19 protein-coding genes are annotated in these 22732 nt (G+C 64.3%); 9 read left to right on the top strand and 10 right to left on the bottom strand.

Translation table 11 applies throughout. The features are described 5' to 3' along the window. Window positions 1–72: 72 nt before the first annotated feature. From E1956_RS29530 to E1956_RS29520, 3 genes are all read right to left on the bottom strand, one after another. Window positions 73–1383, bottom strand: a complete 1311-nt coding sequence (locus E1956_RS29530; RefSeq protein WP_418789322.1) for an alpha/beta fold hydrolase — start codon at window positions 1381–1383, stop codon at window positions 73–75. Between the two features lie 110 nt (window positions 1384–1493). Further along, entirely contained in the window at window positions 1494–2381 is an 888-nt protein-coding gene (locus E1956_RS29525) for an alpha/beta hydrolase (protein WP_134755889.1), read from the bottom strand. A 49-nt stretch (window positions 2382–2430) separates the two neighbouring features. Next, complete coding sequence (locus E1956_RS29520; RefSeq protein WP_134755887.1) at window positions 2431–3513, bottom strand: porin; 1083 nt, start codon at window positions 3511–3513, stop codon at window positions 2431–2433. Window positions 3514–4054: 541 nt separating this feature from the next. Here E1956_RS29520 and E1956_RS29515 point away from each other — a divergent pair. After that, a complete protein-coding gene (locus E1956_RS29515) occupies window positions 4055–4750 on the top strand; it encodes a TetR/AcrR family transcriptional regulator (protein ID WP_134755885.1) in 696 nt (231 codons plus the stop codon). Window positions 4751–4818: 68 nt separating this feature from the next. On the opposite strand, the gene E1956_RS29510 is transcribed toward E1956_RS29515, so the two are convergent. Then, a complete protein-coding gene (locus E1956_RS29510; RefSeq protein ID WP_197732960.1) occupies window positions 4819–5766 on the bottom strand; it encodes an MBL fold metallo-hydrolase in 948 nt (315 codons plus the stop codon). Between the two features lie 48 nt (window positions 5767–5814). Further along, entirely contained in the window at window positions 5815–7497 is a 1683-nt protein-coding gene (locus E1956_RS29505) for a GMC family oxidoreductase (RefSeq protein WP_134755883.1), read from the bottom strand. A 136-nt stretch (window positions 7498–7633) separates the two neighbouring features. Here E1956_RS29505 and E1956_RS29500 point away from each other — a divergent pair, with 136 nt between their 5' ends. From E1956_RS29500 to E1956_RS29480, 5 genes are all read left to right on the top strand, one after another. Continuing rightward, window positions 7634–8548 (top strand): LysR family transcriptional regulator, encoded by a 915-nt coding sequence (locus E1956_RS29500; RefSeq protein WP_134755881.1) that lies wholly within the window; start codon window positions 7634–7636, stop codon window positions 8546–8548. Between the two features lie 144 nt (window positions 8549–8692). Next, window positions 8693–9499: a class II aldolase/adducin family protein gene (locus E1956_RS29495; RefSeq protein ID WP_232072083.1), complete on the top strand. Its 807-nt coding sequence runs from the start codon at window positions 8693–8695 to the stop codon at window positions 9497–9499. Window positions 9500–9532: 33 nt separating this feature from the next. Then, window positions 9533–10984 carry an aldehyde dehydrogenase family protein gene (locus E1956_RS29490; protein ID WP_134755879.1) on the top strand — a complete coding sequence of 484 codons (1452 nt, stop codon included), beginning with the start codon at window positions 9533–9535 and terminating at the stop codon, window positions 10982–10984. Window positions 10985–11901: 917 nt separating this feature from the next. After that, window positions 11902–12963, top strand: coding sequence for a porin (locus E1956_RS29485; protein ID WP_335930021.1), 1062 nt, complete (start codon window positions 11902–11904; stop codon window positions 12961–12963). Between the two features lie 455 nt (window positions 12964–13418). Next, window positions 13419–14189: an ABC transporter substrate-binding protein gene (locus tag E1956_RS29480; protein ID WP_134755875.1), complete on the top strand. Its 771-nt coding sequence runs from the start codon at window positions 13419–13421 to the stop codon at window positions 14187–14189. 149 nt (window positions 14190–14338) lie between these two features. Here E1956_RS29480 and E1956_RS29475 read toward each other — a convergent pair whose 3' ends face one another. From E1956_RS29475 to E1956_RS29455, 5 genes are all read right to left on the bottom strand, one after another. Then, a complete protein-coding gene (locus E1956_RS29475) occupies window positions 14339–15727 on the bottom strand; it encodes an amidase (RefSeq protein WP_134757881.1) in 1389 nt (462 codons plus the stop codon). Window positions 15728–15796: 69 nt separating this feature from the next. After that, entirely contained in the window at window positions 15797–16549 is a 753-nt protein-coding gene (locus E1956_RS29470; RefSeq protein ID WP_134755873.1) for a DUF2848 domain-containing protein, read from the bottom strand. A gap of 12 nt (window positions 16550–16561) precedes the next feature. Beyond that, the gene (locus tag E1956_RS29465) at window positions 16562–17872 is read right to left on the bottom strand and encodes an MFS transporter (protein WP_134755871.1); all 1311 of its coding nucleotides are present in this window, start codon (window positions 17870–17872) and stop codon (window positions 16562–16564) included. 138 nt (window positions 17873–18010) lie between these two features. Then, the gene (locus E1956_RS29460) at window positions 18011–18661 is read right to left on the bottom strand and encodes a DUF4286 family protein (RefSeq protein WP_134755869.1); all 651 of its coding nucleotides are present in this window, start codon (window positions 18659–18661) and stop codon (window positions 18011–18013) included. Between the two features lie 104 nt (window positions 18662–18765). After that, a complete protein-coding gene (locus E1956_RS29455; protein WP_134755867.1) occupies window positions 18766–19803 on the bottom strand; it encodes a LysR family transcriptional regulator in 1038 nt (345 codons plus the stop codon). A 247-nt stretch (window positions 19804–20050) separates the two neighbouring features. Between E1956_RS29455 and E1956_RS29450 the strand changes: the two genes are divergently transcribed. From E1956_RS29450 to E1956_RS29440, 3 genes are all read left to right on the top strand, one after another. Further along, window positions 20051–20653, top strand: a complete 603-nt coding sequence (locus E1956_RS29450; protein ID WP_134755865.1) for a lytic transglycosylase domain-containing protein — start codon at window positions 20051–20053, stop codon at window positions 20651–20653. 79 nt (window positions 20654–20732) lie between these two features. Then, window positions 20733–21515 (top strand): DeoR/GlpR family DNA-binding transcription regulator, encoded by a 783-nt coding sequence (locus E1956_RS29445; RefSeq protein ID WP_134755863.1) that lies wholly within the window; start codon window positions 20733–20735, stop codon window positions 21513–21515. Window positions 21516–21556: 41 nt separating this feature from the next. Continuing rightward, complete coding sequence (locus E1956_RS29440; RefSeq protein WP_134755861.1) at window positions 21557–22708, top strand: MFS transporter; 1152 nt, start codon at window positions 21557–21559, stop codon at window positions 22706–22708. Window positions 22709–22732 lie beyond the last annotated feature (24 nt).

The following is a 22732-nucleotide window of genomic DNA, read 5'->3' as shown; positions in this document are numbered from 1 at the left end:
TGTCCTCCAAAAGGAATCGGTATGGCGATGGCTGGGCGCTTCATGCGCCCAGCGCGATGAACGGGTGCTGGATCAGAGCGGAAACTGCTCTTGCAGCCATTGGGCGAGCAGGCGGCCAGCCTCGCGCCGGCCCGGCGCTTCATCGGGTGTCAACGCGCGGCCGTGGTGGTCGCCGCGCACGCGCAGGTGACGCTTGCCGGGCGTTGCGATGGCCTCGACGATGCGTTGCACGTCGCCCGGGAAGCACGCCTGGTCGCCCGTGTACTCGACGACCAGCACCGGTTGCGTGATGGACGCCGCCGTTGCCGACAGCGAGGCGTTGGACGACAGCGCCGACCAGGTGGACAGCCAGCTTTCCGGCGTGCACTGGCGCGCAAAGCCGACCGCGCCGTAGTTGGAGGCATAGGGGTCGGCGCCCCAGAGCGAGCCGAACTTGCGCTCCGACGCATCGAGCGTGAGGTCGAAGCAGCGCAGGTCCGCATCGGTGCGCCAGACGTTGAAGATCGGCGTGTGGCCGGCCAGCCGGCGGTCTTCGGGCGTGGCCTTCAGACCCTTCGCGCCAGCCTCTTTCACGCGCTGGCGGGCCGCCTGGCGGCGTGCGATCAGCGCCCTGGCCTGCTCGTCGATGCGGGCTACCCGCGCGCGCTGCGCCGCACGGTAGCGCTCGATGAACTCGCTGCTGTAGCGCGTGCCTTCCTTGCCCGCGTAGCCGTTGGCAGGCGAGAGCGGATCGAGCGACGGATCGACGGACAGCGGATCGTTTTCGTCCGTCACGCTCGGATCGATGCAGTTCAGCAGCAGCGCGCCCTGACCCGGATGCGGCCCGACCAGCACGAAGCCGTCCGCGACGGGCATGTCGAGCTCGGCCAGCTGCGTGGGCCGTCCACCCGGGGTGCGGGCGATGCGCTGCGCGCCCGGCAGCGCGGACTGCTGCGCATACATTGCATACAACCCCGCGCCGCCGGAATTGCCCAGCAGCACGATGCGCGTGAAGCCCGCGGCCCGCAGATACTGGAGGCCGGCGGCCACGTCGTACAGCGCGAATTCATGTTCCAGCCGCAGATCGTTGCCGACCGAGCGCGGCGATTGCGACCAGGCCGCATAGCCCGCGCCGACGATATCGGGGATCAGGTAGTGGCAGGCCATGAACTCGCGGGGGTGCATGACGCACACCACCGTGTCCGTGGGTGTCGCCGGGCGGTATAGCGAGCCGCCGGTGGCCGCCTGGTCGGCGGTGCGCAGCACCACGTTGGTGGTGAGCGTGCCGGACGGGACATCGCGCGGATTCCAGTCGGTATTGAGGAATCCAGCAGTTGCCTGGGTGGCGTGGAGGGGGGAAGCGCTTGAGTTCATGGGGGCAATGGCGAGAGGCAGCGTGAACATGGAGTCATATTAGGCGTGTTTGACAACAACGTCAAATATTTGAGCATAACGTTAACGCCTGGGCCATCGCTGTCCTGTACTGGCCCGACATTGCGTTGCACCAGGACGATCTACGCCGGGCTTGCGGTGCTGACGCAGCAGCCCAGCGCAAATGCGAGTTGCTGAAGGTGAAAAGCTTCGCCGAGCCGGTGGAAGTCGATGTTGTGGCCCGCGCCCTTGAAGACCTGCGCATCTATCCATGGTGAATTGATGAAGCGGGAGGCCAAATCCCGGACTTCGGTTTCGTTCACGACCCAAAGATTGTCGAATTCCGGCTGCCTGTAGTGCACCGGAACGTCGACGCGGGGAGCCGCTTCCTGAAGGAGACGCGGCCACTCGAAGGCGATATCCAGCAGTTCCTGTCGTGGCATCGCATGGTCCGCGCGGTGCGCGGCGTGCCGTCGCTCGGGAATAAAGGTGCCTGTTGGGCCGTACATCAGCTGGTCTTTGGCTGGCGGCGGGATCTCGATCAATTCGTCCGGCGGCAACGTGCGCCATTGCGCTAGTACAGAGTCGGGCTCGCGCACACCGACGCCGGAGATCGAGAGGCCAAGCAATGGCCACGTCTTGTCGAGCGCGGCCATCTGAATGGCGATCGCGCCACCGATCGAGTGCCCGACCAGAAAGATGCCCCTGGCATTCGCGCGTTGGGTCTCCCACAATTCGGATAGCGCGCCGTTCAGAAGCTCGGCGTTGGACACGATCGAGCAATCCTGGCCTGCTTTTTTCACGCTGTCCGCATAGCCGGGCCGGTTGACCGTGAAGACAGGAATGCCCAACGCAACGGCGCGCTCGAAGAGCGAGCAGCCTTCGATATGAAAATAGTCTGCTGTATACGTTCCGCCGTGAATTGCCACGACGATCGGGTAATCCTGGGCGAGGCGCCCCGCCGGGGCAGACTGGAAGTTGCCCGTAACGAAATTCGCGCCATTTTTACAGCGCAAAGTCAGCTTGATCATTTCTACTCCTTGATGATGTGGATGGTTGGCCTTGCTCGTGCGCCGTGCCTCAAAAGGTGTGCCGGATGCCTGCACTGGCGCCGATCGTTGTGCCTTGCACACCGTAGAGCGCGTTGTTGAGCGACAAGCCGGTATCCATCGCGCCGTGGTTGTCGACCACGCCCACTTGCGCATAGAGCGAGGTGCGCCGCGAAACGGAGTAGGTGGCGCCTAGCGCGCCCATGATCGAGTGATTCGCGGTGTGATTCCGGTCGCTGGTGAAATAGACGCCGCCGTTCAGGTCGAGCTGGGGCGTCACGTAGCAGTCGAGCCCGCCGCTGTAGATATTGGAGTTGAACGACTGGGCGACCTTGTAGTTCACGAATTGCAGCTTCGCTGTGACGATGCCGAACTTGTAGGTCGCGCCGAGCGTGCGACCCCAGTACGCGAGCGTCGACGGAACCGGCGTGTCTACCGTGCCGCCGCTGTTGCCCGAATAGATCGCTGCATTGACCAGCAGGCTGCCGTTCTCGTACTGCAGACTCGCGGAGTATTGCCGGCCTGCCTGGAAATTGCCCGCGCTGCCGCCCAGCGCGAGCATCACGCTGCCCCGGAAGCCATAGATGTCGGGGCTCGCCCAGGAAATACCGTTCGCATTGAATGCGCCGGTGCCCAGAACGTTGTCGACATAGAGCTCGAGGCCACTGCCGAATTGCGAGAAGCCGCGCGGATCGGTGCCGTAGATGGCGAGGAAAAACGGCGAAAACTGCAGGCCGGCCGTGACGGTGCCGTACGGGCTATCCAGCGCCACATAGGCCTGACGGCCGAACATATTGCCGTTGGAATTGTTGAATCCGCCGTTCATGATGCTGATGCCGCTTTCCAGCTTGAAGCGCGCTTTCAGGCCAGCACCGAGGTCCTCGGTTCCCGTCAGGCCGAACTGCGTCGGCGACATGCCACCGTCGGTCGCCGAAAACTGATGGCCGGCGTTCTGGCCTGTCGCCGCGTCCAATGTCTTGCTCGTATACAGCAGTCCGCCATCGAGGATGCCGTATAGCGTGACGCTGCCCTGTGCATGGGCAGTACCGCCGATGATCGTCCATCCGATCGCGCAAACGATTCGTTTGAGCGGGAGTCGACTCCTTTTCCGCATGAATGTCTCCGTCTTCTTGCTATTTAATTAGTGTTACTAATGATTTTTTGGCGGGAAAAATCTCGTAGACCGCCGGTGCTTACACTGGTGGCGGGCGATACGTCGTGCAGTTTCCCGTCTGTGTCATGGAAGCCGGCGATCGTGCAGAAGAAGTGGAAATGGGACATTCCCGGAGCGATCGCCGCAGCTTGCAGGCGTGTGCCTGTCCAGCTGAGTCACGATGCTATGATCGTTCGACGAATGTGTCAAATATTTATACATAGACGTTAACCCGGTGATGCGGCTCGCCCATGTGTCAGGGCCGGCCGCGCGGCACTCTTGGGACGATTCACGTGGATGAGCTCCGGTGGCGGCTATACGTTAGCGCCGCGGCGGCATCAATCATCTGCGTTAAAAATTTGACAATCAGGTAAAATCGCCTCGTTCGGGGCGCATGACATCGGGCTCCATGCATGCCAGCGTGCCGGTGTTGGCCACAATCGGCCAGTAGCCATCGGGTGAGGCGAGGTGCGGACCGCCGCACGTCTACAGGAGTGTTTTCGTGGCAAAGGTACACGCAGAAGCGCAAAAGGAGCAGATCCTGAATGCGGCGGCGCGGCTCTTCATCGAGAAGGGATTCGGCGGCGCGTCCATGCAGGAGATCGCGGAAGCGCTGGGCATGACACGCACGGCGGTTTACTACTATTTCAAGAACAAGGATGAGATCCTCACGGCGCTGGTGGAAGAGGTGACATTGAGGGCCCGGCGCCTTTCGAGCCGGGCCACGTCGGAGGCGAATACCGACCCGAAGGAATGGTTGCGCACGCTGGTCCATCAGCACACGATGCTGATACTGAGCCATCACAACGAGTTCAGGGTCGTCGACCGGACCGAGCAGCAGTTGCCGGAGCGCGCCTATCGCGCGAACGAAGAAGCCAAACGGGCGGTCCTCAGCAATTTCACTGCGGCCATCGAAGCGGGCGTGAAAGTCGGCGTGTTCCGCGTCGTCGATGCAAAGGTGACGGCGTTCACGATGATCGGGATGTGCAGTTGGCCCGCCTTCTGGTACAAGCCCGATGGCCCGAAGAGCGCGGAGGAGATTGCGGATACGATCGCGGAACTCGCGGTGCAATCCGTGATCCGGCCGGCCAGGCGTCAACTGAAGAGCGCGGGCGACGTGTCTGAAGCGCTAGCCCTGTTGCGTGAAGATCTGGATCACCTGTCCTTGATGATCGAAAAGCAACCTAAATCCGGCTGAAAAATAAGCCAGGCCACATCCCGCCAACGTGGCGGGATGTGGCCCGTGTTGCCGGACAAGCGCGCGGCCTAGCGCATGAACTGGATGCCGAAGCTTCCCGCCTCGTCGACGATATGGCCGACATGTGGAAACTCGAAATGGCCAGGCAGCAGCACGGCCCCGGTTTCCGCGCAGAATGACAGCAGTTCCTTGCGCGACTGTGCCGCCAGGGCGCGGTCGTCGCAGACGCGGCTGCTCCATTGCCAGAAGGGGATCTGGATCGGCGTATGCAGCATGTCGCCGCAGAAGACGCCGCTTTCTCCGCGCGAGGATAGTTCGATGCGGACGTGGCCCGGCGAGTGCCCCGGCGCATGCCGGATCAGGAAGGTATCGTCGAGCGAATACGTGTCGTCGAACATCACGGATTGCCCGGCTTCGACGATCGGCAGAACACTGTCGTTATACATTGGCGCAAACCAGCCCGGCACGCCGCTCGTGCCCGTCGTGATGGCTCGCAACACGTGGTCGTACTCGACCTGCGAGATGACGTAGCGCGCATTCGGGAACGTAGGCACCCAGGTGCCGTTCACCAGCCGCGTGTTCCAGCCCACATGGTCGGCATGCAGGTGGCTGCACATCACATAGTCGATCTCTTCGGGGTGAACGCCGAGCGCCGCCATCCGTTCCAGGTAGTGCGTCGACAACTGGTGCATCTCGGACAGACCGGGCCGGTGTTTGTGGTTGCCAATACAGCTGTCGATGAGCACGGTATGCCTGGGTGTGCGAACGATCCAGCTATGCACGGGCATGGGGATCCGGCCGCTCTCGGGATCGTAGTAGGTCGGGGCCAGCCAGTGCTCGTGCTCGCGAACGAGCTCACGGTTGAAGTCGGGCAGCCAGGTCTGCGCAGTTTCGCCCAGCAGCGTCGTCTCGTATAGCCGGATGACCTCCACGTTGCCGATCCCGACGGTGAACTTGTCAGCGCTTCGATTGACGATGCGGCCGGAATGGGAAGTCTCGTTGCACATGCAGCTCATTGTCGTCTCCACTTGCGTTATTGAGGTGGTTGAAATCGGCGGTGAGGCTCAGGCCGTGGTCGCCGTCGCCAATGCATGCCGATGCGTGGAGGCTTCGCCTGCCACGTGTTTTCCCAGCATGTAATCCGCTGCGCGTTCGGCCATCATGAGGATCGGGGCGTTGGTCGGACCGCGCACGACCCGGGGCATGGCGGAGCCATCCACGACACGCAGCGAGTCCACGCCGCGCACGCGCATCTGGCTGTCGAGCACGGCCATGGCGTCGCCCTGCGGGCCCATCCTGCAGGTGCCGACCGGATGGTGCAGGGTGATCGCGTTCTGGCGAATGAAGCTGTCCACGTCCGCGTCGCTACGGGTCTTCGGGCCCGGTGAGAGCTCTTCCGCGATGAATGCCTGCATGCCAGCCTGCGCGCCGATCTCTCGCATCCGGTAAAACATTTCGCGTACCGACCTGCGGTCCGCTTCGGTCGCGAGGAAGTTCTGCTCGATGATGGCGGGCCTGGACGGATCGGCATTGCCCAGCCGAACCAGGCCCCGGCTCTCTGGCGTCAGGTAAATGCCCTTGATCGAAAAGGCATCGGTATAGGGCTTCTTGAATGGCGCGAAGTAGGGGCCGGCATTCATTGGCCCGGCGGCGAGAATGAGCTGGATGTCCGGGTGTTGCAGATGAGGCTGGCTGCGGATCAGTCCCACCGCGGCCGCGGGGATTTTGCTCGAGAAGCCGCCTTTGCCGAAGAAAGTCCGGACCACGTCCATCCCGATCCGGTCGGCGCGCATCATCCGGTGCAGGGGACCCGGCGCCTGGCGGCGCCAGCGTATGTCGAAGACGATATGGTCGTGAAGATTGCGGCCCACGCCGGGCAGGTCGACCACCGTATCGAGACCGTGGCTCGCGAGCTCGCTGGCCGGCCCGATGCCGGAAAGCATGAGCAGTTGCGGCGAGTTGATGACGCCACCGGACAGGATCACTTCGCGGCGTGCATGCGCACGAACGGTCTCGCCGTTATGCCGGTACACCACGCCGGTTGCCCTTGGCGTGCCGGATTGCTTCTCGAGCATGACCTTCTCGACGAGCGCCTGGGTGACAAGCGTGACGTTGCCTCGTGCAAGCGCGGGCCTGAGGTAGGCCACCGCAGCACTGCAACGCAGGCCCTTGCGGATCGTGGCCTGCATCGGGCCGAATCCTTCGACGGACTCGCCGTTATAGTCTTCGTTGGCGGGGTAGCCGCACGCGCGGGTGGCATGCAGGAAGCCACCGATCAGCGGATCACGATAGTCCATGCGGATCACCGTCAGCGGCCCGCTGCCGCCGCGCAGCGCGCTCTCGCCGCCTTCCCAACTTTCCGAGCGCTTGAAGTACGGCAGGACGCCTTCGTATGACCACTCGCTCAGGCCCAGATCGCGAGCCCAGGCATCGTAGTCCTCGCGTGCGCCGCGGGCGTAGGCCATGCCGTTGATCGACGAGGAGCCGCCCACGATCTTGCCGCGTGCACATTCGATCTTGCGGTCATTCATGCCGGGCTCGGGCTCGGTGAAATAACCCCAGTCGAACAGGCGGTTCTTCAGAATCAGTCCCCATGTGAGCGGGACCTTGACGGTGGGCGAGCGGTCGTGTCCGCCGGCCTCCAGCACCAGAATCCGCAGATTGGGGTCGGCGCCCAGGCGGTAGGCAAGCGCACAGCCTGCGGAACCTGCCCCAACGATCACATAGTCGAACTCTTTGCTTGCCATTGTCATCCTCCAACCGGCCCTCTACGTGGCCAACGTGTGTTGTCTGTTGGAGCAATTGTGCGTAACCTCAACCATATCTTCCAATACGTCTTGTGAAGGTGCTCCATAGCTGGATGACTATGAAACAGGGGAGACTATGCGAGGGTTCGACTCTTACCTCACATTCCAGAAGCTCGAGGTCTTTTGCACGGTGGTTGAGCTGGGCAGCGTGACGCGCGCGGCGGACCGGCTGTGCATTGCACAACCGGTCGTCACGGCGCATTTGCGCAGCATGGAGGCCAAATTGGGCTACGCCCTGGTCACGCGATCGGGCCGCAACATTGCGTTGACCGAGGCGGGCGAAAGGATCTATCGATGGGCGGCGGAAGTCATATCGAGGACGCGGGAGGTCGAGCGCGAGCTTGCCGGTCTGGAAAAAGGCACGGCGGGCAGCGCGGTGGTGGCGACATCGATGTCCGTGGGCTCGTACACGCTGCCGTCGATCCTCTCGGCATTCCACAGCCAGCATCCCGATGGCCTGATCACGCTCCAGATTACCGACCCGCAGGCGGCTGTGGACGCAACCCGGATCGGAGGCTGCGATTTTGCGGTGATCCTGCTCGAATCAACCCAGGATCTCGACGGCATCAAGGCGATTCCACTTTGGGAGGAAGACCTGCTGCTGGTGGCCGCGCCGTCCAGCCGATGGCTAGGCGCGGATCCGCAGGCGGTGGACCTGCACACCGTTCCCTTCATCAGTACACCGAAGAATATGGCGCGCCGTGATCTTGAAGAAACGTTGTTGCGCAAGTACGGGCTGGATACGCGCAAAGTCGTGATGGAGTTGGGACACCCGGAGGCCATGAAGCACGCGGTTCGCCAGGACATCGGCCTGAGTTTCATGCTGGCCTGTTCGGTTCGCGACGATGTCCGGCGGGGCGATCTGGTCGCGCTGGAGCGGCCGGGTATGAGCATGAAAATTCCCACCTATCTCGTGCACAGGGAGGACAAGCGCTTTTCCGCTTATCAGTCCGCCCTTGTGCAGTTTGTGCTCGAGTCCACGGGGCATTGAAGGAGGGGGATTCATAGCTGACGAGCTATGAATCGGTCCATCGAGAGCTAATAGACCGGGTGCCTGGGCGGCCCTATGCTTTGCGCAACCCATCCCTCAACGTGGTTGGCCATGCCGGCCGAAGGATGGCACCCATGTGTCTCAATGGAACCTCACCAGAATATGTGTACCAATCTATTTGACGCCGGAATCGCGGCGTATGCCGACGACGCGGCAGCGTCCGGTCCCCCTGCCAGCCGCGCGCTCGTCGAAGACCTCGTTACCGCGAACCATATCCTTTTCGATCAGGGCATTGTCGACGCCTTCGGTCATGTCAGCGTCCGCCACGACATGGACCCCGAACGCTTCCTGCTGGCGAGAAATATGGCGCCGGCCACAGTGAATGCCAATGACATCGTCGAATTCATGCTGGATGGCACGCCAGTCAATGCCGACGGAAGGGCGGTCTACCTCGAGCGGTTCATTCATGGCGAGATCTACAAGTCCCGGCCCGATGTCCAGGCCATCGTCCATAGCCACTCGCCAACCGTCTTGCCGTTCAGCGTGTCGCGCAGCACCCGGTTTCGGCCTGTCTGCCATATGAGCGGATTCTTAGGAGCGGGAACGCCAATCTTCGAGATCCGGGAGGCTGCAGGGGATGGTTCCGACCTGCTGATCCGCAATCGGGGTCTCGGTGCCGCATTGGCACAGAAGCTGGGCGAGTCGTCCTTTGTCCTGATGCGAGGCCATGGTTCCACCGTGGTTGGGCCCTCGCTCAAGCACGCGGTCTACCGCGCGGTCTACGCGGAAGTGAATGCCAGGCTGCAGGTCGAAGCATTGCGCCTTGGCGAGGTGACCTATCTGAGCGAGAAAGAAGCCGAAACTGCGCAACGTAACATCGAAACCCAGGTGGACCGCCCATGGGAGATGTGGAAGAAGCGCGTACAGCGGTGGCCGGCGAGCGCCGCCTGAGCACGGGCAATATCAAGCATGCGGAGAGTGGAAATGAATGAAGCCTGGACCACGGGGCGATTGCTCATCGACGGCGAACTGGTAGACAGCGAGGGCGGAAACTGGGTCGACTCAATCAATCCCGCCAATGAGGAAGTGATCGGCCGTGCGGCGGCGGGCACGCGCAGGGACCTTGCGCGTGCCGTCGATGCGGCAAAGCGGGCCTGGCCAGCCTGGGCGGAGCGCACGGGGGAGGAACGCGGCGAGATCCTGCGCACCTTTGGTGACCGGATCATGGAGCGGGCCGAGGAGTTGTCGCGCGTCGAGGTGCTCGATTCCGGCAATACGTATGGCCCGACGCTGGCCAGCATGCGGGAAACGGTCAGAAGCCTGCGCTACTATGCGGGCCTCGCCTATAGCCTGCACGGCGAGACGCTGCCCGCCACCAGCCGTCACCTGCACTTGACCGTCTACGAGCCCTATGGGGTTGTCGGGCGCATTGCCGCGTACAACCATCCCGCGATGTTTTCGGCGGCGCGCACCGCGTCCGCACTGGTGGCAGGCAACACGGTCGTGGTCAAGCCGCCGGAGACCTCTCCGTTATCCGTGCTGTTGCTTGGCGAGATTGCGCGCGAGGTGTTTCCCAAAGGCGTCTTCAATATTGTGAATGGCACGGGCGCGGAAGTCGGCGATGCGCTGGTACGACATCCGGACGTGAAGCGCCTGGCCCTGATCGGCTCGGTCCAGACCGGAATGGCCATTCAGCGCAGCGCGGCCGAGACAGGGGTCAAACATGTCTCGCTCGAACTCGGCGGCAAGAATCCGATGATCGTTTTTCCGGATGCGGACCTCGACCTGGCAGCGGCCAGTGCGGTGCAGGGGATGAATTTCGCGTGGCAGGGTCAATCATGTGGCTCGAACTCCCGCCTGTTGATTCACGAAGACATCTACGAGGCGGTGCTCGAACGTGTGGTCGCGCGGGTGGCGGCGATACGCGTTGGCGATCCCATGTCGCCGGATACCGGCATGGGCCCCATCAATTCGTTGCGCAGCTATCAGCATGTCACGAGCTTTCTGGATCCCGCGCAGACTGTGGGCGCGCGATTGATGACGGGGGGCAAGCGACCGGAGGGCGACGCGTTTCGCAAGGGCTACTGGGTTGAGCCTACCGTGTACGCCGATGTCACGGCTTCGATGAGGCTATGGCGCGAAGAAGTGTTCGGTCCGATTCTTGCGGTTGCCCGCTGGCGCGATGTGGATGAGATGGTGTCGATGGCCAATGACACTGAATATGGCTTGTCTGCTGCGATATGGACCAATGATATCAAGCAGGCGCTCAATACTGCGAAGCGCATCAGGGCTGGGAGCATCTTTCTCAACGGGAGCAATACCCATTTCCTGGGCGTGCCGTGGGGCGGGTTCAAGAGCAGTGGTATTGATCGGGAGGAGGGTGTGGAGGAGCTTTATAGCTACCTTGAGAAGAAGGTGATTAACATCATTTTGTAGCGCGGCGGCCACCGGGTTGGGTGGCCAGTTTTAAAGCGCTCGCGCTTTGGTGTTGTGGGCGAGCGGGCACTGCCGGTTTGCGGGAGTCTCATCTCTGCGTTGATTAGTAATGCGATTTAATTTGCGGTGATCGCGTGAATTTTACGTTGAGAGCGTGATAGGGAAGTGTTTTTTTTGGGCCGTTGGCCTTAACTTGTTTTCGCGGCGGGCCGCAAGCGTCGCCCCTGTGCGGGGCGGCACCTACTTTTCTTTGCCGCGGCAAAGAAAAGTAGGCAAAAGAAAGCCGCTCAAACCGCCAGTGTGACGCCGTCCCCCTCTGCCCTGTATATCGGAGCGGCTCCGGGGCGTCTGCCATCACGGGGCGTATAGCGGAGTGACTAAGGGTTCATTCATCCGGCGGCGCTGCGCGCGCCGTGGGGTATAACCCAAACCAGTGGGATGTGCGCGTAGCGTAGGACTCCAACATATTCATATTGAATCACTCTCGTGTATCTTCAGGACTTCAATATATCAGGCGACAGAGCTCCCGCGTATTCGCCGAGCAGCACCGCGGTTTTCCTTGCAGACCCTTCCGCCCGCGCGTAGCGCGCGGCGGGAAGGATGAGCCCCTTGTCACTAACGCGGAGTGAGCGAGGAGACGGATGCCCCGGAGCCGCTCCGAAGGACAGGGCAGTGGGGGGCGGCGTCACACTGGCGGTGTGAGCCGCTTTCTTTTGCCTACTTTTCTTTGCGGCTGCAAAGAAAAGTAGGTGCCGCCCCGCACAGGGGCAACGCCCGCGGCCCGCCGCGAAAACAAGTTAAGGCCAACGCCTGAAGACCATTATAAAAATGTCAAGAAAAAGGCGTGCAAGAGCCTTCGAACTGAAAACAAATCAATCAGGAATGGAGATCCAGTGAAACTAAGATTCGCAATATTCATGGCAATGCCATGCTTCACCCTATCGTATGCCAACGCACAAAGCTCCGTGACGCTATACGGAAATGTAGACAGCGCCGTGGCCTACTTCAGCAACGTCAATGGGAAACCGCTGTACACCAGCCAGGACGGCAACCTGATCCCCGATCTATTCGGCCTGACCGGCGCAGAGGACCTCGGTGGTGGACTACGCGCCGTCTTCCGCCTGGAAGCAGGCTACTCGCTCAACAGTGGCAAGCTGGTTGTGCCCAACCAGATCTTCCAGCGTGAATCCTCGATCGGCGTGAAATCCGACGCATTCGGCACCATGACATTCGGCCACCAGCCGAGCTTCATGTACGACACCTTGAGCCCCTATAGCAGCGCATATCTGGGTGGCGGCTTCTCAGCTTTCCATCAGGGCAATCTGGATGAACTCGCCAACACGTTCGAGTTCGACAATTCAGTGAAGTATCTCAGCGCATCGTACCGTGGCTTGTCGGTTGGCGCGCAGTTCGGATTCGGCAATCATGCCGGTGCATTCGCGGTTGGCCGGAACTACGGATTCACGCTGAAGTACCAGACAGGCTCAGCGAGCTTCGGCGCCGCGTATGCAAACGAAAACGATCGATACCTCGAATTGTCGGGCGTCATCGGTCTCAAGTCGCTGTTCGACGCGCCCTTGCCAGGCGCCTCCATCGTCGCGCGGAATGTGGAAAATTGGGGCGTGGGCGGCAGCTATGCGATCGGCAGCGCCTTGTTGCATGCGCTCTTCACGCAATCGCGCATAACGGCGCTCGACGGGAGCGAGAGCACGGCCAATACCATTGACGCAGGCATGACCTATACGTTCCAGGTTGATACGGTCGGGATAGGCGCGTCGGTGGAGAATTTCGCCGGCGGCCATTGGGTGACGGCGAGCGTGTCCAACGCCTGGCAGTTGTCGAAGCGAACCAGTTTTTATCAGCAACTGATGTACCAAAAGGCTTCCGGCGCGAATGCAGTCGCGTCCATGGTCGGCGCGGGTCCGGCATCGGGCCGGTCACAGTTCGGCGCGGCCGTTGGGATTCAGCATTTCTTCTAATCCGCCCGCCGCCGATAAAGCCCCCAAAAAGAAAACGCCCACGTTTCTTACGCAGGCGTTTCCGTGGCCCCGCTACCGCGCCCCATTGAACGTAGCTTCTCGTTCGTTACTGCTTCAGGGCCGGCTTCCGCGCGGCTGATCTCTAGTATAGGTCGCCCTGCGAAAGATCCAAGTCCCATCAAGCCGTTCCCTCCGACACGGCGCGGGCCGCCTTCAGACCAGCATGCCCAGTGCCATCGAGTTTCCCACTGCCATGCAGGTGAATATTTAATTTCCAGCCGTTCGCACAAACAAGTACCTTCTCGACGGGACGAGCGATACGGCCGCCTGCCCGCGGGCAGGCGCGCGTTGAATGAACCATTGCGGGGATCGATGCACACGACATCGCATCCTTCGCATACTTCGCGCCGATACGGCACTCAACTCAAAAAATTGAATATTAATACGGAGATCTGATGAAAAAGCTTACGATTGCAATCGTGCTGGCCCTTGCGGCCAGCGCTGGATATGCGAAAACGCCGTCGGTGATCCGCTTCGGCGTCGACCCCAGTTATGCCCCGTTCGAATCGAGATCGACCGATGGCCAACTCGTGGGCTTTGACATCGACCTCGGCAACGCGATCTGCGAGCGGCTGAAGGCGCGTTGCGTGTGGGTCGAAAATGCGTTCGACGGGATGATCCCCGCGCTCGAGGCGCGGAAGTTCGACGGCATCCTCTCGTCGATGAGCGTCACGGACAAGCGTCTCGCCCAGATCGCGTTCTCCGACCCCATCGACAACGTGCCGCCGCGACTCGTCGCGAAGCGCGGCTCGAACATCCTGCCGACCGTCGAGTCGCTGAAGGGCAAGAGCGTCGGCGTCGAGCAGGGATCCACTCAGGAGACCTATGTTCGGACCTACTGGGAACCGAAAGGCGTGATCATCCGCACCTATCAGACTCAGGATCTCGTTTATGCGGATCTCGTGTCCGGCCGTCTCGATGCCGCGCTTCAATCGTCGGTGCAGGCCGATCTCGGCTTTCTGAAAACGGCGAACGGGCGCGACTTCGCATTCGCCGGCCCGGCGCTGCACGACCCGAAGACGCTGGGAACGGGCGCGGCGATTGGCCTGCGCAAGGAGGATAACGAACTACGCCAGCAGATCAACGAAGCGCTGGCGGCGATCCTTCACGACGGCACCTATCAGCGCATCGCCAAAAAGTATTTCTCGTTCGATATCTATAACTGACGATTCGCGCAAGTCGCGCGATTGAGCGCGGCATCCGCATCACGCGAGCCGGCCGCGACCTTCGGGACGCGGCCGGCTCTGGCAGGTGCCGAACGGCACGCAACCCTTGATTGCGCGACGCGCCTGCGCCATCTGTCGCGACGCCAGACTCATTGGCGCAACGCGGCCTCCATCGCCTGCGCGATGCCCAGCACGCGTGCATCGGCCAGCGCGAGGCCCGCAACGCTGATCCCCACCGGCGCTTCGCCAGCAGGGGTGCAAGGCAGCGACACTGCGCAGCCGTCCAGAAAGTTCACGATCGAGGGATTGCGCAGCACCAGCGCGTTGGTGGCCGCAAAGTGCGCCGCATCGGCTTGAAGCGCGTCGATGGCGGGCGGCACGATCGGCACGGTCGGCATGAGGAAGGCGTCGAAGCCCGCGAGCGCGGCGCGCGCTTGCGCGATGGCGGCGGCGCGCGCCGCGAGCAGGTCGAGGTAGTCGGCGGCGCTGGCCGCTTCGCCGTGGCGGATGCGGGCGAGCACGCGCGGGTCGTAGCGGTCCGCCTGGCCGGGCAGGCGCGCGCGGTGCGCCGCGTAGGCCTCGATCGGCGAGAAACCATAGCGGTTGATGGCCGGGAGCGTGTCGAGCACCGGCAGGCGCAGCGGCACGAGCTGCGCCCCCGCGCGAGACAGGCGCGCGAGCGCCGCGTCCCAGGCCGCGCCAACCGTTGCGTCCATGCCATCGGTCACATAATGCGAGAGCACGGCAAGCCGCGCGCCGTCGAGCGTCGCGCGCGGCCAGTGCGGCATGGCGGCCTTGCCCGCCGCGTCGGTATCGGCTTGCGCGGCCAGCACACGGTCCAGCAGCGCACAGCAGGCCACGCTCGGCGCGATCGCGCCCGTGGTGTCGAGCGTCGTCGAAAGCGCGAGCATGCCCGCGGTGGGGATGCGCCGCGCGGTCGGCTTGAAGCCGGTCAGGCCGCAGAACGCGGCGGGAATGCGCAGCGAGCCGCCCGTATCGCTGCCGAGGCCCGCCGCCGCCATGCCTTGCGCCACCGACGCCGCCGCGCCCGACGACGAACCGCCCGCCACGCGCGGGGTGCCGGTATCCGTGCGCCATGGCGAGCGCGGCGTGCCGTGCCACGGATTGAGCCCGAGCCCCGAGAACGCGAATTCGCTCATGTTGGTGCGGCCGATCAGCACCGCGCCGGCGCGGCGCAGGCGGGCCACGGCAGGCGCGTCGGCAGAGGCGGGCGGGGCGTCGGCGAGTACGCGCGAGCCGGCCCGCGTGGTCTGGCCCGCCACGTCGAAGAGATCCTTGATCGACACCGGCAAGCCGGCGAGCGGCGAGAGCTTGACGCCGGCGCGGCGCAAGGCGTCCTGCGCGTCGGCCTGGCGGCGCGCGCCTTCGGTGTCGACTTCACAGAACGCGTGAGCGCCGTTGCCGCCATCGGCGGCGATGCGCTCGAGCGCGGTCTCGACGAGCGCGCGACTCGTGGTCGTGCCGGCGTCGAGCGCGGCGGCGAGTTGCTCGAGCGGTGCAGCGGGCGGGAAAGTCATCTGCGGCATGGTGTGGGAGGCGTTTGAAGGAAGGGATGAGTGCGCCGAATGTGCACGCGCGACTTGAGTTCAGGCGACGACCGGCAGCGCGCGCACGCTGTAGCGCTGGCGCAGGCTGCGGTTTAGCACCGGATCGTGCAGTTCCATCTCGAAGGCGTCGCCCGAGGCCATCGCCGCGAGCTCGCCGTGCACGGCAAGCGTGCCACTGAACATCGCGCAGCGCGCGGGCAGCGCGCCTTCGTGCGTTTTGTGCGCTTCGTGCCCGTCGTTCATTGCCTGCGCGCCTTCCGCCTGCGCATAGCCGCTCCAGAGCGCCGGGGGCGGCAGCAGGCCGTCCACCGCACCGCGCTGGTACGGGCGCGCCTTGCCGTTCGCGTCCACGACCGTCGCGCGCATCTGCAACTGGTCCCAGTGCGCGGCCACGTCGGCATAGCGCCACGCCTCGCGTGCGAGCGGCTTCGCGCAGACCTGCTTGGAGACCGCGACGCTATAGGCCTCCGCCTTGCGGTCCGTGTGGTCGGAGCCGATCGTGACCAGCGTGCCGAGCGGGCTGTCGAGCAGCACGCATTCGACTTCGCCGCTCGTGTGCGTGCCGAGCACCTCGACGGTTTCGGCCTGCGTGAGCTGGCTGGCGGCCACGCGATAGAAGCACGGCGTGCTCGTGGGCGGGGCGACACCCAGGGCGGCGAGCTCGTCGATATGAGCCTGGATGGCCTGTGCGTCGCGGCCGGCCCAGCCCGCGATCACGAGCGTGTCGATCTCGACAGGCAGCGTCGTGGCGGCGTCGTTCAGGGGGAAAACGGTCAGGGAAAGCGTGGTCATGTTCTTGCTCTCTTACTCTTCAAGGGGACGGCGTGCGGTTTCGCGGGCGGCAAAGAGCGCGAGCGCGGTGAAGGCAAGCGCGCCGCTCACATAGAGCGACACGGCCGTGGTGCTGTGCCAGCTGCGAAACAGCGCGACGATGATGAGCGGCGCGAAGCCGCCGCCGAGAATGCCTGCGAGCGTATAGGCGAGCGAGGAGCCTGCGTAACGCACGCGAGTCGGGAACTGTTCGGTGACGAAGGCCGCTTGCGGGCCGTACATCACGGCGTGGATCACGAGGCCGATCATGACCGCGAGCACGATCAATACGGGCTGCGAAGTATTGACAAGCGAGAAGAAGCCGAAGGCCCAGACGACGGCGGCCAGCACCCCGCCCAGATAGACGGGGCGGCGCCCGAAGCGGTCCGAGAGCGCGCCGAACAGCGGCACGGTCAAGGCATTGCAGGCCGTGCCCGCGAGCACGGCGCCGAGTGCGAGCGAGCGCGAAAGATTGAGCACCGTGGTCACGTAGGTCAGCGTGAACACCACGAGCAGCGCGTAGAGCACGTCGGAGCCGATGCGCACGCCGCCGGCCACGAGCAGGCGCCGCCAGTGGTGCGAAAACACCTCGACCACGGGCACCTTGGCTTGCGCGTGCGACTCGCTCAGCTTTTCGAATTGCGGCGTCTCACCCACGCTGCTGCGCACCCACAGGCCGAAGATCACCAGCAGCAGGCTCGCGATGAACGGCACGCGCCAGCCCCACGAGAGAAAGTCGCTAGCGGAGAGCGTGAGCGTGATGAGCGCGATGAAGCCCGTGCCGAGCAGCGTGCCGAACGAGGGTCCGACCTGGGCCCACGAGGCGTTCAGCCCGCGCTTGTTCTGATCGCCATGCTCGACGGCGAGCAGCACGGCGCCGGCCCACTCGCCGCCCAGCGCGATGCCTTGCACGAAGCGCAGGGTCACGAGCAGGATCGGGCTCAGGATGCCGGCGCTCGCGTAGGTGGGCAGCACGCCCATCAGCGCGGTGGTGAGGCCCATGAGGACGAGCGTGATCATGAGCACGGCGCGGCGGCCCACGCGATCGCCGAGATTGCCGAAGACGAGGCCGCCGAGCGGGCGCGAGACGTAGCCCACGGCATAGGTCGAGAACGCGAGCAGCGTGCCCGCGAGCGGATCGACCGAGGGAAAGAACAGGTGATTGAAGACCAGCGCGGCGAGCGTGTTGTAGACGGTGAAGTCGTACCACTCGAGCGACGTGCCGATCATGCTGGCTGTGGCGAGGCGTCCGCGGCCCGCGCGCGGGCGCTCGAGCGTGGATGAGGTCTGGGCGAGAGCGTTCATCGGGTTCTCCAGGGGAAACGCGCGGCGCGCACTGTGCGCCGGGGTGTGTCTCGTGCTCGTTGTTCTGGTTGTCGCTGGGTCGGCCAGCTCGCGCGGCGGCGTGCGAGCTGGCCTGCTTGATCGTTCGCGCGCGCTCGCTTACGCCGCGAGGCGCCAGAGCATGTCGAAGGTGCGCACGGATGCGGCCGCGTCGCTCGCCAGCATGGCGAGGCGGTCGGCCGCGCTGCGTGCGGCGGCGTTCGAGCTGCCTTCCACGATGACGAGTGCATCCTGTGGCGCCTCGGCGGCCGCGCCGTCGCGCGTGGCGAGCGGGGCGGAGAGCGCCGCATCGGTGACGAACACGCGCACGGCGTGGATGCCGGGCGTTTGCGCGGCGGCTTGCGCTTCGTTGCGCCAGGCCATGGCGGCCACGCTGTGCGGCGGCGCGACAAAGATGGCTGCGTGGCCGCCTTCACCCGCGCCGGCCTCGAAGGCGAGCTCACCTACGCGGCGCTGCGTGTCGCTCATGCGCGCGAAATTGCGCATCGACCAGTCGGTTTGCAGCGTGAAGGCCTGGCGATAGGCGTCGCTGCGGAATACGTCGAGCGATGCCGTGACGTAGAGCGCGAGATAGCGGCGCGCGCTGCCGTCATTGGCGAGAAAGCGGCGGGCGTGGCGAAAGCCCGGAATCGCGACGCGCTCCTGCATGTGCTCGCGGTCGTACCACGCGTTGAAGTCGGCTTCGGTGTGCGGATCGGTGTCGGTCCAGATGCAGAGTTGGCCGGCCGGGGCGCTCGTGGGATGGCTCATCGTTGGATTCCTGCGCTGTGAATTGAAATTCGGACCAGCGCAGTTTGGCGAGCGGGCAGGGGTTCGGTCCAACAAGAAATAAATTACGGACCGACCAGGTTTTCTTATCGCTTACGGTTGGCGGCGGCTTTAGCGGCCCTGCCGCCCGCAGCGCCCTTCGTCGATTTCGCCGTGCTCGTGGCGCTCGTGGATTTCGCGGCACCCGGCGCGGCGCCGCCCGACTCGCGCGCGGACGGGCCTTCCAGCTCAGGCCCGAGCGCTGCCACGAACGCGCGCGCCTGTTCCGTCGCCAATTCGGCAATGCGCGCCGGCAACGGGTGGCTGTGCAGCCGGTAGCTCGCCACGAGCGGCAGCGGCGCGAACGCGCTTTCCACGTCCAGCACATCGAGCGTGTGCTCGCGCAACTCGCGCTGGATGATGGCGGGCGGCAGGACGGCAACGCCGAAGCCGTCCGACACGAGGCGGATCATCGCGGCCACCGAACTGATGCAATTGATGCGCACGGGGCGCTCCACGGCGCGCGCGAACGTGCGCTCGAGCGTGGTGTGCGGGCCCGAGTGGCGCGAGAAGCTGAGGATGGGCAAGGCCGCGAGCTGGGCAAGGCCGACGCGCGCGCCCGCGAGGCCCAGCGCGGGGCTCGCGACCCAGCGCATGGGGAATTCGCATAGCGGGTGGTTGACGAAGTCACGCTCGGGCAGCGCATCGGTCTGGAGGATCAGATCGACGGCGTCGGCGCGCAGCAATTGCACGAGATGGATCGTGGTGTCGCTCGTCACCTCGACTTCGAGATGCGGAAAGCGCTCGCGCACGCGCGCCATCAGCGCCGGAAACCAGCTATGCACGATCGACTCGATCACGCCGATGCGGATCAGGCCCGCGTCGCCGCTCGCGTCTTCCACCTCGCGGCGCATTTCGTCGCCCAGACGCACGATGCGCTCGGCGTAAGCGAGCATCTTGCGGCCCGCGGGCGTGAGCGTGGCCGAGCGCGAGTTGCGGTCGAACAGGCGCACGCCAAAGGTTTCCTCGAGCGAGGCGATGCGGCTCGATACGGCGGCCTGGGTCGTGTGCAGCTTCTCGGCGGTGAGGCGGAAGTTCTGCAGGCGGGCGAGCCAGATGAAGGTTTCGAGAAACCGGATGTTCATGGGTTTCGGCTGGGCAGTCGTGAGTAGTCGCGAACGGCCATGATATCGCGCCCTTTATCCAGGTCATTCCCTGGTGCCCTTGACTTTCACGTCTTCCAATCACATCATCCTATATAAAATCATTCTTAAAAGAATGATCGTAAGATGAATGATGTGGTTGTGAGGACACTATATCGCCGAAGGGCAGCGCTTTCTGAAGCTCGGAAATGCGCTCGGTGTGCGGTATGCATTGTCGGGAACATGGATCATGTATGCGAAGCTGAAACGGGATCTGGGTGATTGGCCACGCGCTATGGCGTATCGCCTCGGCAGTATTATTTTCGCGGTGGCCATCGTGATCTTCGGATCGCAAGCGGAACTGTGTTATGGCGCAGACGCGCCGCCCTGGACGACACCCAGTCACGCTCTCGACGTGCCGCAAGACAGCGCGCCCACGGCAGAGGAAATCGCAAATTTTGTGAACGCCCGCTTCCATATCGGCTTGCGCAACGCGCTGGAAATCGGTCACGCGGTGCTCAACGCGGCCAGGCGCTACACCATCTCGCCGTTGCTATTGCTTGCCGTGATCGCGGTGGAATCGAGTTTCGACCGGTTCGCGGTCAGTGTGGTTGGCGCGAGAGGACTCATGCAAGTGCTGCCGTCCCAGCACAGGGACCTTGTCCTTCGCGCATCCGATTTGAACGACGCGCGCACGAACGTCCGCATCGGGTCTGCCATTCTGCAAGACTACATACGAGCGTCGGATGGCAACCTCGACGACGCTTTGTATCGCTATAGCGGCGGCGCCAAGGACTACGCGCGACGCGTGGTCGATCACATGAGCATGATGCGGGCGGAGTTCGGGTTGTAGGCCCACGCCTGTTTGACGCACATCCAGCGTGCACGTTTTTGCACGTTTACATTCTCGTTTGTGCACGTTATCATGGGGCATGACTGATGAAATCCCCATCGCCCGGCGCGAGCTGATCGCCAGCCGGCTCGCCGCCGGCCAGGCGGTCGTCGCGGCCACGCTGGCCGCCGAATTCGGCGTGTCCGAAGACGCCATCCGGCGCGACCTGCGCGCGCTTGCGGCGCAAGGGCAGTGCCGGCGCGTCTACGGCGGCGCGCTGCCCATCACGCCCGCTTCGGCGCCCATGGCCGCGCGCATGGACGAGGCCCGCGAACGCAAGGAGGCGCTCGCGCGGGCCGGCGCCGCCCAGGTGCGCCGCGGCGAGCTGCTTTTCCTCGACAGCGGCAGCACCAATCTCGCGCTTGCCGAAGCACTTCCTGAGGACCACGAACTGACCGTGGCCACCAACTCCGTCGATATTGCCGCCGCGCTGCTCAGGCGCGGCGACGTCAGGCTCATCATGGTGGGCGGAGCGGTGGACCCGGTGGTGGGCGGCTGCGTCGATGCGGCCGCCGCGGCGAGCGTCCAGAACATGAATATCGACTGCTGCTTTCTGGGCGCCTGCGCGGTTTCGCCCCGTGAAGGCGTGAGCGCCTTCGAATTCGCCGATGCGTCGTTCAAGCGCGCCGTGCTGGCGCGCAGCCGCCGCACGCTGATCCTCAGTACGACTGACAAGCTCGACGAACAGGCTTCCCACCGCGTCGCAAGCGTCGATGCGCTCGAGTGCGTGATCGTCGAGCACGACGCGCCGCGCACGCAAATCACGGCCCTTTCGAAAGCCGGCACGACCGTGCTGCGTGCCGATCCCCCAGCGGGCCTCTGAGACCGGACTCTGCCCGCACCGCAACATTGGAGCAAACATCAATGGAATTCGCCGATCGGCCCGCCACGCGTCTCGCGACCCGGCTGGCATTTCTCGTTGCCGGTTTCGGCATTGCGTGCTGGGCCCCGTTGGTGCCGTTCGCGAGGGACCGCCTCGCCGTCGACGAGGGCACGCTCGGCCTGCTGCTGCTGTGCATCGGCCTCGGCTCGGTGCTCTCCATGCTGGCGACGGGCGCGCTCACCGCGCGCTACGGCAGCAGGCCCGTCATCGTTGCGGGCGGGATCGGCGTGGCGTTCGTGCTGCCGCTGCTCACGATTGCGGCCACGCCGCTCGCGCTCGGCCTCGCGCTTTTCGTGTTCGGCGCGTCGCTCGGCTCGCTCGACGTCGCCATGAACGTGCATGCGGTCGAGGTGGAGCGCGCGGCGGGTCGCCCGCTCATGTCGGGCTTTCACGCGCTCTTCAGCGTGGGCGGCTTCGCGGGATCGATGTTCATGACCTTCCTGCTCTCGCTGCACCTTGGCGCATTCGAGAGCACCGTGCTGTGCTCCGCGCTCATGCTGATTGCGATGTTCGTGGCGCGGCCCCGGCTGCTGCGCGCGGCTCAGGCCCAGCGCGGCCCGCTCTTCGTGACGCCGCGCGGCGTCGTCCTGCTCATTGCTGGGCTCACCGGCATCACGTTTCTGGCCGAAGGCGCGCTGCTCGACTGGAGCGCGCTGCTGATCACGGGCAAGGGGATCGTGGCCGCGGCGCAAGGGGGCGTGGGCTACATGCTGTTCGCCATCGCGATGACGGCGGGGCGACTGACCGGCGACGCCGTGACGGCGCGCATCGGCGACCGCGCCACGCTGGTCTGGGGCGGCGTGGTGGCGGCGGGGGGCTTTGTGGTGCTGCTGGCCTCGCCGTTTGCCGCGCTGGCGCTGGCGGGTTTTCTGCTGATCGGGCTAGGCGCGTCGAATATCGTGCCCGTGCTGTTTCGCCGTGCGGGCGCGCAGCAGGTCATGCCGGCCGCGCTCGCGATTGCCGCGATTACGACCACGGGCTATGCCGGTATCCTCGTCGGGCCCGCGGGTGTGGGCTTCGTCGCCAAGGCGCTTGGCCTCGAGACGGCCTTCTGGATGCTGCTCGTGTTGCTGTGCGTCGTGCCGTGCTGCGCGGCACTGGTGACGGCGGCACCGCAGCGCCGCGCGGGGTGAGGGCGCCGTTCAAGGCATCGCGAC

Source organism: Paraburkholderia pallida (assembly GCF_004524855.1).
GTDB lineage: Bacteria > Pseudomonadota > Gammaproteobacteria > Burkholderiales > Burkholderiaceae > Paraburkholderia > Paraburkholderia oxyphila.
Note: the sequence above shows the minus strand (reverse complement) of the source record. Positions and strands in the feature narration are given on the sequence as shown.

Coding starts and splice junctions, on each gene's coding strand:
- E1956_RS29455 (WP_134755867.1), bottom strand. CDS start 19,803: ATGAACATCCGGTTTCTCGAAACCTTCATCTGGCTCGCCCGCCTGCAG.
- E1956_RS29470 (WP_134755873.1), bottom strand. CDS start 16,549: ATGACCACGCTTTCCCTGACCGTTTTCCCCCTGAACGACGCCGCCACG.
- E1956_RS29450 (WP_134755865.1), top strand. CDS start 20,051: ATGTATGCGAAGCTGAAACGGGATCTGGGTGATTGGCCACGCGCTATG.
- E1956_RS29525 (WP_134755889.1), bottom strand. CDS start 2,381: ATGATCAAGCTGACTTTGCGCTGTAAAAATGGCGCGAATTTCGTTACG.
- E1956_RS29495 (WP_232072083.1), top strand. CDS start 8,693: ATGGAACCTCACCAGAATATGTGTACCAATCTATTTGACGCCGGAATC.
- E1956_RS29510 (WP_197732960.1), bottom strand. CDS start 5,766: ATGAGCTGCATGTGCAACGAGACTTCCCATTCCGGCCGCATCGTCAAT.
- E1956_RS29530 (WP_418789322.1), bottom strand. CDS start 1,383: ATGTTCACGCTGCCTCTCGCCATTGCCCCCATGAACTCAAGCGCTTCC.
- E1956_RS29480 (WP_134755875.1), top strand. CDS start 13,419: ATGAAAAAGCTTACGATTGCAATCGTGCTGGCCCTTGCGGCCAGCGCT.
- E1956_RS29490 (WP_134755879.1), top strand. CDS start 9,533: ATGAATGAAGCCTGGACCACGGGGCGATTGCTCATCGACGGCGAACTG.
- E1956_RS29465 (WP_134755871.1), bottom strand. CDS start 17,872: ATGAACGCTCTCGCCCAGACCTCATCCACGCTCGAGCGCCCGCGCGCG.
- E1956_RS29445 (WP_134755863.1), top strand. CDS start 20,733: ATGACTGATGAAATCCCCATCGCCCGGCGCGAGCTGATCGCCAGCCGG.
- E1956_RS29440 (WP_134755861.1), top strand. CDS start 21,557: ATGGAATTCGCCGATCGGCCCGCCACGCGTCTCGCGACCCGGCTGGCA.
- E1956_RS29485 (WP_335930021.1), top strand. CDS start 11,902: ATGGCAATGCCATGCTTCACCCTATCGTATGCCAACGCACAAAGCTCC.
- E1956_RS29520 (WP_134755887.1), bottom strand. CDS start 3,513: ATGCGGAAAAGGAGTCGACTCCCGCTCAAACGAATCGTTTGCGCGATC.
- E1956_RS29500 (WP_134755881.1), top strand. CDS start 7,634: ATGCGAGGGTTCGACTCTTACCTCACATTCCAGAAGCTCGAGGTCTTT.
- E1956_RS29505 (WP_134755883.1), bottom strand. CDS start 7,497: ATGGCAAGCAAAGAGTTCGACTATGTGATCGTTGGGGCAGGTTCCGCA.
- E1956_RS29460 (WP_134755869.1), bottom strand. CDS start 18,661: ATGAGCCATCCCACGAGCGCCCCGGCCGGCCAACTCTGCATCTGGACC.
- E1956_RS29475 (WP_134757881.1), bottom strand. CDS start 15,727: ATGACTTTCCCGCCCGCTGCACCGCTCGAGCAACTCGCCGCCGCGCTC.